The organism is Ilumatobacter sp., from assembly GCF_049588435.1.
Classification (GTDB): Bacteria; Actinomycetota; Acidimicrobiia; order Acidimicrobiales; family Ilumatobacteraceae; genus Ilumatobacter_A.
On record NZ_JBAVYV010000372.1, the window covers coordinates 1 to 9,132 of the forward strand.

A 9,132-nucleotide genomic window follows, 5' to 3' on the forward strand; every position below is an offset into this window, starting at 1 on the left:
GCGAGTACGTGGACAACGGTTCGGGGCCGTCGGCGGTGATCAGCACCTGCTCCTCGAGCTTGACCGACTCGGTGCCACCGGGAGGGGCTGCCAACGCCTCGACGCACAACACCATGCCCTCTTCGACGACTCCGTCGTAGCCACCGTCGAAGTGATCGCGGTTCACGATCAGCGGGTACTCGTTGCACAACCCGATGCCGTGGGCGACGGCTGCGTTCGTCACCGAGTGGATGTCGTCCGGCGGCAGGTGCGACCGTTGCGAGATCTCGGCGAACGATGCTCCCGGCTGAAGCAACTCGGTGTTGAAATCCAACTGCTCTCGCGCTGCACCCCACAACCGACACTGTTCCGCGGTCGGCTTGCCACCGTCGACTCGCCACGTCCGTGAGATGTCGACCGAATACCCGCCGATCCCGATCAGGTCGGTGTCGAACGCGACCAACTCCCCCGGCTCGATCACCTTGTCACTGCACTCCTGGTACCACGGGTTGGTCCGCTGGCCCGACGTGAGCAGCCGCGTCTCGAGCCACTCCCCACCCGATGCGATGTTCGCCTGATGCAACACCGCCCAGACCTCGTTCTCGGTCATCCCGGGCCGCGCCACCTCGCGCATCTGCGCGAGACCGGACTCACACGCTGCAACCGCTGAACGCATGACGTCGATCTCGGATGGCGTCTTGATCATCCGCGCCCGATTGGCGACCCGCTGCCCGTCGTGCACCCGCACCCCGCGATGCTCGAGCGCGACCAGACCGATCGGATCGAGTCGGTCGACGGCGATGTCTCTGCCTGGTCCCAGCAGATCGATGAGTTCGGCCGCCCAGAGCGCGGCGAACTCCTGGACCCGGCTGCCGCTGACGAAGTCGTACCAACTGACCGCGTTGCGGACCTCCGCCACATTGTCGTGACCGTCGGAGAGATGCGCACAGCCCTTGAACTCGAACAGCACCACCGGCCCCTCGACCGGAACGAACGCGTACCGACACGGGTTGTGCAGCGAATACACCTGCATGTTCGACGTGCCGGTCGCGTACCGGACGTTCGTCGGGTCGTAGAAGAGCCCCGCATCACAGTTCGAATCGGCGATCGACGCTCGGAGCCGGTCGAGGCGCGACGCCTCGAGCACACCGTTCACAGGATCAGACCGTCGTTCTCGGCGAGGCGAGCTTGGTCGGCGACGAGGTGTGCTTCCGTGACCCGCCCGTAGACCGCGCGGGTCCGGTCGGCCGGCCCGATCACACCAGGTCGATCCGCGTACGAGAGCACCAGCACGTGCCGATCGAGCGTTCCCGCGACCTCGGTGACCTGGTGCAGCGAGTAGCGACCGAGGAAGAGTTGCAGGTCACCGGCGGCCACGGAGATCCGACGTGCCGGCTCCGCTGGGTCTCGGGCCAGGACTCGACCCAGCCCGGCGAGGTTCTCGTCACCGGGCGAACGCAGGTTCTGGTGGTACTCGAACACGCCACCCTCCTCGGCGGGTTGGAGCATCAGCGTGACGACGTACTCGTTCGTGTCGTAGTGCCAGGGATAGCTGCCTCCGGGCGGCAGCACCGTCGCGACGAGGCCCGCCAACGGGTCGGCGTACTCGAAGACCCGCTCCTCACCGACGAGGGCCGCGATGAACACCTTGAAGCACGCGGAAACGTACAGACGATGAGCAGGCGAATACGGGGGGATCATGTCGCGGGTGACGTGTCCTGCGCTGCGCGCCATCCGAACCCGGCGCGGATCGTCGGAGTCCAAGTCGGCCTCGATCGCGTCGCGCGCGTACACGCTGCTCATCTGCTCGAGGATCGGAATGTGGGTCGCGATCGCCGCGATCTCGGCGGCGGTGTTCGTCAGCGCATCCGGTTTCAGGAACTGCGTGAGGCACATGCTCCCGTGCTCGGCCAGATCACGCCGCCCGGCCTCGACGAGCTCGCTCCACATCTCACTTCCCGGTCGGTCGAGCGGATATCGCTCCAGATCGACCAACCCGTCGAGCGCGCCGATCTCCGGATCGGCGAGAGAGGACATGGGTGGGGACAGCGTTGCAGTGTTCACAACTCCAGTCAGCACCATCCGCCGACGTGTGTCCAACGAATGTTTCATCGCCTTCTACATGTGAATAGTGCATATACGATGGAGGTGATGGCGCTCCAGCTCGAACTCCGGCACTACGAGACCATCGTCGCGATCGTCGACCTCGGCACGATGACCGAGGCCGCGAAGGTGCTGCACTCCACCCAGTCCACCCTGAGCCATCGCCTCGCCGAAGCAGAACGCCGACTCGGAGTCCGACTGTTCGACCGCGGCCATCACCGTCGACTCACACCGACCCGGGCCGGCATCGCCACCCACCAGGCCGCCGCGCGTGCGCTCGACGAACTCGGACGCAACGAACAGATCCTGCTCGCCGACCGCTCGGACGTCACCTCCGTGGTGCGGATCGGCGTCGGCAGCTACGACTGCTTCCACTGGTACCCGTCGTTCCTCGAGGCCGCACACGAGCAGCACCCCGAGGTCGAACTCCAGCTGGTCGTCGTCGATGACGCACCCGGCGACGTCCTCACCTCGGGTTCCGTCGACCTCGTCGTCGCACCCGGCACCCCGGCCGGGCCACTCGATCGACGACCGGCCTTCGACGACGAACTCGTCCTGATCACGTCGCCCGACCATCACCTCGTCGGCCGCGACCACATCGAGCCGATCGACCTGATCGACGAGACCTACCTCACCTACAACTTCGTCCCGACACCCGGGTTCGAATACGACCGCTTCATCCGGACCGGCGACGACTATCCCCGGGTGGTCAACGTGGTCCCCCAGACCAGCGCGATCACCGAGCTGGTCGCGGCCGGGGCCGGGGTGAGCATCCTCAGCCGATGGGCGCTGTCGCCGGCGATCGCGAGCGGACGGATCGTCGCGACCCGCTGCGGACCCGACGGCCTGACCTTGCCGTGGAGCCTCCTCACCCGGTCCACCGAGTCGAACGATTCACCCACCCAGCGGATCGCCGACCACCTCGCCGACCACCTCCCCGCCTGACCGACAACTGGTGCCAGGCACCAGTTGTCGGGGATGGCGTCAGTCGGCGGTCTTCGGGGGTGGCGGTCGCCAGCAGGTTGCGAGGAGCAGACCCGCTCCGACCAGTCCGGCACCGGCGGAGAGAGCCAGTCCGGTCCAACCGATCAGATCGTCCTCGATCCCGAACGCCCGGTCGAGCGACCAGCCACCGGGTCCGATCGCACCGATCACCATTCCGCACAGCGCGAGCGTCATCACGTACTCCCACCCCTCGCCCGGGCGGAAGATGAAGAACCCGTTCCCGCGGTGGTTGATCACGAATGCCACGGTCATCGTTCCGACGAGGCCCGCTCCACCCAACGGTGTGAGCAGGCCGAGCACGAGCGCGATCCCTGCGCCGATCTCGGTCAGGCTCGCCAACCACGCCTGCACGAGCGGCGGCTTCATTCCCATCGAACCGAACCATCCGGCGGTCCCCTCGATCTTGCCCCCACCCCAGATGTGATTGATCCCGTGCGCGAGCATCACCGCCCCGAGTCCGCAACGGAACACGAACAGTGCGAGGTCGATGGCGTCGGTGTCGTTCATGAAGATGGAACTCCTCGTCGATCGGTGCAGCTGCGCCATGCGCAACCATTGCGGCCCAGTCTGCTGCGTCCGTCAGCCGTCGGACGACATCGAGCCCGCGTCGAACAACGCGTCGATCATGCGATCGACCCCACGGCCGAGTTCGACATCGTCGGCCGGCAGGCTCGACAGTGCATCGAGCTGAGCCAACCCGAGCAGCAGGAGGAAGAACGCCTTCACCTGCTCGGGGGAGTCGCCGCGCCGGTCGACCCACCCGGACGACTGGTCGTGGTGCCACGCCGACAGCAGGTCGAAGACCTCGCTCTCGCGACCCGCAGCGAGGTGAAGTTCGACCATCAGTCGCCGAGTCGACGCGAACTCCGGAGACATCCAGCGACGCGCGATCTCGTGAGGTCCAGCCGCGCCGACGCCGCTCGTCGTCTCGCGCAGGCCACGTTTCGCGGCGGCCACGAGCAGGTCGGCCTTGGTGTCGAAGTGCTTGTAGGCAGCGGGCCCCGAGATGCCGGCGCGGCGCGCGATCTCGGTCACGGTCGCGCCACCGAAACCGTGCTCGACGAACACGTCGGTCGCAGCCGAGAGCAGACGGTCGGTCGTCGGGACACGCAGGCTGCTCTTGGGCGGGCGGCCGTTGCGACGTGGCGCTCGCTCGACCGGCGATCGCTCGGTCGCTCCGGTTTGCATGGACATCGACCACAAAGTTACGTTCATCTAACTTCTCGACCAAGTGCAGACCCACACCGACAACCGAGCGGAGGACCGAACGATGGACGAAGCGACGGACACTGACGGAGCCGCCGAGGCTGCGTCCGACAAGACGGCGGACCCCATCGACGATCGAGCATCGGGGGACTTCGACTTCTTCTCCCCCGCCTTCCGCACCGACCCCCACGCCGAATACGAGCGGATGCGCACCGAGTGTCCGATCGCCCACGCGACCGAGCCGTTCGACTGGTACGCCGCGACGACCGAAGCAACGGTCAAGCAGATCATCCGCAAACCCAAGCTGTGGTCGAGCAAGCACGGGCCCGGGCTCGCCTACTCGGGCGGCGGGGTGCTCGTCAGCGTCGACCCACCGCAGCACACGTCCGATCGGCGGCTCGTCCAGCAGGCGTTCAACGCCGACGCACTCCTCGCACTCGAACCCGACATCCGCACCCTCGTCGACCACGAGATCGACACGTTCGTCGATCGAGGTGAGGGCGATCTGCAGGAACTGCTCGGAACCCCGGTCCCGCTCATCGTCATCGCCTGGCTGCTCGGCCTCGACCCCGACTACTGCCGTGAGATCCGACCTCGCGCCGATGCCGTGATCGCTCGACACGCCGACAAACAGAGCGCGAAGGAATCCACGAGCGACCCGAACCGCGTCGACGAGGTGACCTACTTCGGCGAGATGATCGGCACCCGTCGGCAGATGCTGGCGGCCGGCGAGGAACTCCCCGACGACACGCTCACCGCGCTGCTCACCGCCGAACTCGACGGTCGAGTCCTCACCGATGCCGACGTCCTCGGATTCATGATGTTCTTGTTCATCGCCGGAAGCCAGACCACGACCCAGCTGATCGGCAACATGGTCTGGCGCCTCCTGCAGAACCCCGAACAGATGGAGCTGCTGCGCAACGACCGGAGCCTGATCCCGCATGCGGTCGAGGAGAGCCTCCGCTACGACGCCCCAGTGCATGGGCTGTTCCGCACCAACAACGAGGAAACCGAACTCGAGGGAGTCACCCTTCCGGCCGACTCGAAGGTGATGTGCACCTTCTTCGCGGCGAACATGGACCCGGCCGCGTGGGACGATCCGCACACGTTCGACATCACGCGTGACCTCGACACGCTGAAGAAGCACTGGGCGTTCGGCAAGGGGATCCACCTGTGCATGGGCGCACCGTTGAGTCGGGTCGAAGGCGCGGTCGCACTCGAAGCGATCCTCGACCGTCTCCCCAACCTGCGCCTCACCGGAGAGCCGACGATGATCTCGGCCCCCGTGCTCCACGGCGTCGAGAAACTCCCGGTCGCGTGGGACGCACCGCAGGCGGACTGACCCGATGGCCTCGTACCCGAACGTCTTCCAACCGCTGCAGATCGCTGGCTGCACGATCCCGAACAGGATCGTGCGCACCGCTCACTCGACCGGCACCCTGGGCGACGACCTGATCGCCTATCACGAGGCGCGCGCCAAAGGTGGCGTGGGCCTGGCGATCATCGAGATCGCCGGAGTCACCACCGAGTCACCCACCGGAATCCCGGTCTACTCCGACTCGGTGCTGCCCTGGTACGAGGAGCTCTCGACGCGCCTCCACGCGCACGGCACGCAGGTGTTCCAGCAGCTGTGGCACGGCGGGAACACACTCCAACGACATCCGGGCCAACGTCCGGTCGGGCCGAGTGCGATCCCGAACGCGATGGTCGGAGTCACACCACGCGTGATGACGAAAGGGATGATCGACGACACCGTCGCCGCGTTCGCATCGGCGGCGCGACGCGTCGAGACCGGTGGACTCGACGGGATCGAACTCCACGCCGGCCACGGTTACCTCATCGGGTCGTTCATGTCGCCGGCGACCAACGTTCGCGACGACGAGTACGGCGGCTCGACCGAGAACCGAGCACGGTTCTGTCGGGAGATCCTCGCCGCGATCCGCTCGGAGGTGTCCGCCGGTTTCCCGGTCGGAATCAGGATTTCGGGTGACGAGTTCATCGAGGGTGGAATCGACCACGTCGAGGCCGAGCAGATCGCCCGGTCACTCGAACCCGACATCGACTTCCTCGACGTCTCGATGGGTACCTACTGGCGGTTCCACAAGTTCTTGTCCACGCTCGACGACCCGCTCGGATACGAACTCGACAACAGCGAGAAGGTCACCAAGGTCGTCGACGTCCCGACCATCGTCACCGGCCGAATCATGACGCTCGACCACGCCGACCACATCGTCGGGTCAGGCATGGCCGACATGGTGTCGATCGTGCGCGCGATGATCGCCGACCCCGAACTCGTCGTGAAGGCGCGTGACGGTCGCGAGGACGAGATCCGCCCGTGCATCGGCACGTCGATGGGCTGCGTGGCCAACCTGATGACGACCGGGCGGATCCAGTGCGTCGTCAACGTCGCTGCGGGCAAGGAAACGGCGGTCCCGTTCGAGACGCCCGGCCCGGCCGAGGTCACCAAACGCGTGATGATCGTCGGCGGTGGCCCTGCAGGACTCGAAGCCGCGCGCACCGCGGCGCTGCGCGGACACGAGGTCCACCTGTACGAGATGACCGGTGACCTGGGCGGCCAGGTCCGGATGGCGGCATCGGTTCCACCCCGCTCGGACCTCGAGGCGATCACCCGCTGGCTCACCGACGAGATCGCGCGACTCGGAGTGAACGTCCACCTGCGCACCCCCGTCGACCCCGACCTGATCGCCGAGGTCGCGGCCGACGAACTGATCATCGCCACGGGATCGACCCCCAAACCGACCGGGTTCCAGCTGGCGAGTCCGTCGATCCCGATTCCCGGCGGCGACCTCCCACACGTCTGGACCAGCTGGGAAGTTCTCGGCTTCGGCGGACGAGCGACGGTCGGATCGAAGGCTGTGGTCTACGACGACACCGGCACGTTCGAGGCGATCTCGGTCGCAGACAAACTGCTCGCCCAGCGTGCCGCCGTCACGATCCTCAGCCGCCACGAGCAACTCGGCGCGCGGATCGCGCACCCGCCGTCGACGGTCGAGGCGAGCCGCGAGCGACTGTTCGCTGCGGGACTCACGTTCGTCCCTTCGGTCGCGATCCGCGAGATCTCCGACACCCAGGTGACGACGTACGGACTCGGTCTCGGTCACGAGCAGGTTTTCGACGCCGACACGGTCTGCATCGTCACGTACCACGACCCCAACGACGAACTCGCCGAGCATCTCGAGAACCACGCGACCGGCCGCTCCCCCGCCGCCGAAGCCGGCCCGACCGTGCACGTGATCGGCAACGCCAACGGAACCGACACGATCCAAACCGCCATCCGCGGCGCCGCCGACATCACCCGCACGATGTAGCCCACAGCCCGACCCTCACCCTTCCCCTCGGTTCTCGTCGCGATCTTTCCCGCAATCCGAATGGATCCGCGACGGGAACGCAGGACGGAGTGTGTCCCACGCCGCCACCCCTCGGTTCTCGTCGCGATTGTTCCCGCGATCCGAACGAATGCGCGACGAGAACCCCGGACACGCAGGCGTGGCGGCGTGGCGGGCGCGGCTGGCGGTGAGCCGTAGGATCGGCGGCCGATGACCGACCCGCATCTCGACATCATCCTGCGCGACCGGTTCGGCCTCGACGTCGCCGAGATCCGCCCGCTTCCCGGCGAGGTCGACCTCAACGCACTCGTGTCGACCACCGGCGGTGACCGATACGTGCTCAAGTTCCACGCGACCGGCGCTCCGCACGACGAGCTGGACATGCAGGACGCAGCACTCGCACACGTCGCCGCCACCGATGCGACGTCCGCGGTGCCCCGGGTCGTCGGCCGCCATGTCGTCGAGATCGACGACATGCAACGGGTCGCCCGACTGCTCACGTGGGTCGACGGCCGACCCACCAGCGGTGCCAGGCTCTCCGCCGACCTGCTGCACAAGATCGGCATCGTCGTCGCCCGCACCGACCTTTCGCTGGGGACGTTCACACACCCGAGCGTCGGACGGCGATACCGCTGGAACATGATGCAGTGCGGCGGCCTCGCGACACCGTCGGATCCGTGGGCGGCATCGACACTCGAGACCTTCCGCAACGACGTGTTGCCCCGCCTCCACGAACTCGATCAGCAGACGATTCACAACGATGCGAACGACGAGAACATCGTCGTCGACGACCACGGCTCGGCCGCGTTGATCGACTACGGCGACATCGTGCACAGCCCACGCATCGTCGGGCTCGGCGTCGCGATCGCGTACGCGATGTTCGGCCAACTCGACCCGTTGTCCGCTGCCGCGGAGGTCGTGGCCGGCTACCACGAGGTCGCCCCGCTCGAACCCGACGAACTCGCGCTGCTGGACGGGGTGGTCCGGACGCGCCTGGCGATGAGCTTCGCGATCGCCGAGGCCCAGGTCCGCGAACGGCCGGAGAACGTCGACTATCTGACCACGAGCCAGGAGTCGATCGGGGACCTCGTCGATCTGCTCCGCCACATCCCACCCGAGTTGGCACACGCCACATACCGAGATGCGTGCGGCTACCTCCCGATCGCCGATCAACGCGCAGTGGAGAACTTCTTCGATTCGGTCGACTTCTCCCCGGCACCGATCGTGCCGACCGACCTCGTCGACGCCCAGATCATTGACTGGAGCACGACCGCCGACCGGTCCCAACGGGTGCCGGACGATCGACCGAGTCTCGGTCGCTACGGCGAACTGCGCGCGATCTACGACACGGACGCGTTCGCGACGCCGTCCGGTGAACGACGAACGTTGCACCTCGGCATCGACGTGTTCGTTCCGAGCGGTACGCCCGTCGCCTCCCCGCTCGCGGGCACCATCCACTCCTGCGACGTCCGCGACCAGCCGGGTGATTACG

General features: G+C 66.9%; 8 protein-coding genes. 4 read left to right on the forward strand and 4 right to left on the reverse strand.

What is annotated here, in order from left to right:
- On the reverse strand, nt 1-1,135 hold a 1,135-nt coding region (locus tag WBV89_RS14445), incomplete at its 3' end, for a M24 family metallopeptidase (protein ID WP_423982055.1).
- Nucleotides 1,132-2,016, reverse strand: coding sequence for a HalD/BesD family halogenase (locus tag WBV89_RS14450; protein ID WP_423982056.1), 885 nt, complete (start codon nt 2,014-2,016; stop codon nt 1,132-1,134). The genes WBV89_RS14445 and WBV89_RS14450, both read right to left, overlap by 4 nt.
- A gap of 114 nt (nt 2,017-2,130) precedes the next feature.
- Here WBV89_RS14450 and WBV89_RS14455 point away from each other — a divergent pair, with 114 nt between their 5' ends.
- On the forward strand, nt 2,131-3,027 hold the full coding sequence (locus tag WBV89_RS14455; RefSeq protein ID WP_423982057.1) for a LysR family transcriptional regulator: 897 nt from the start codon (nt 2,131-2,133) through the stop codon (nt 3,025-3,027).
- A gap of 39 nt (nt 3,028-3,066) precedes the next feature.
- Here the strand turns inward: WBV89_RS14455 and WBV89_RS14460 are convergent, their stop codons facing one another.
- Both WBV89_RS14460 and WBV89_RS14465 read right to left on the reverse strand, forming a co-directional pair.
- On the reverse strand, nt 3,067-3,594 hold the full coding sequence (locus WBV89_RS14460; protein WP_423982058.1) for a DoxX family protein: 528 nt from the start codon (nt 3,592-3,594) through the stop codon (nt 3,067-3,069).
- Nucleotides 3,595-3,666: 72 nt separating this feature from the next.
- Nucleotides 3,667-4,281, reverse strand: a complete 615-nt coding sequence (locus WBV89_RS14465; protein ID WP_423982059.1) for a TetR/AcrR family transcriptional regulator — start codon at nt 4,279-4,281, stop codon at nt 3,667-3,669.
- Between the two features lie 76 nt (nt 4,282-4,357).
- Between WBV89_RS14465 and WBV89_RS14470 the strand changes: the two genes are divergently transcribed.
- The 3 genes from WBV89_RS14470 to WBV89_RS14480 all read left to right on the forward strand — a co-directional run.
- Nucleotides 4,358-5,635 carry a cytochrome P450 gene (locus WBV89_RS14470; protein WP_423982060.1) on the forward strand — a complete coding sequence of 426 codons (1,278 nt, stop codon included), beginning with the start codon at nt 4,358-4,360 and terminating at the stop codon, nt 5,633-5,635.
- Between the two features lie 4 nt (nt 5,636-5,639).
- The gene (locus WBV89_RS14475) at nt 5,640-7,622 is read left to right on the forward strand and encodes an FAD-dependent oxidoreductase (protein WP_423982061.1); all 1,983 of its coding nucleotides are present in this window, start codon (nt 5,640-5,642) and stop codon (nt 7,620-7,622) included.
- A gap of 228 nt (nt 7,623-7,850) precedes the next feature.
- The coding region (locus WBV89_RS14480) for a phosphotransferase (RefSeq protein WP_423982062.1) at nt 7,851-9,132 on the forward strand (1,282 nt) is incomplete at its 3' end.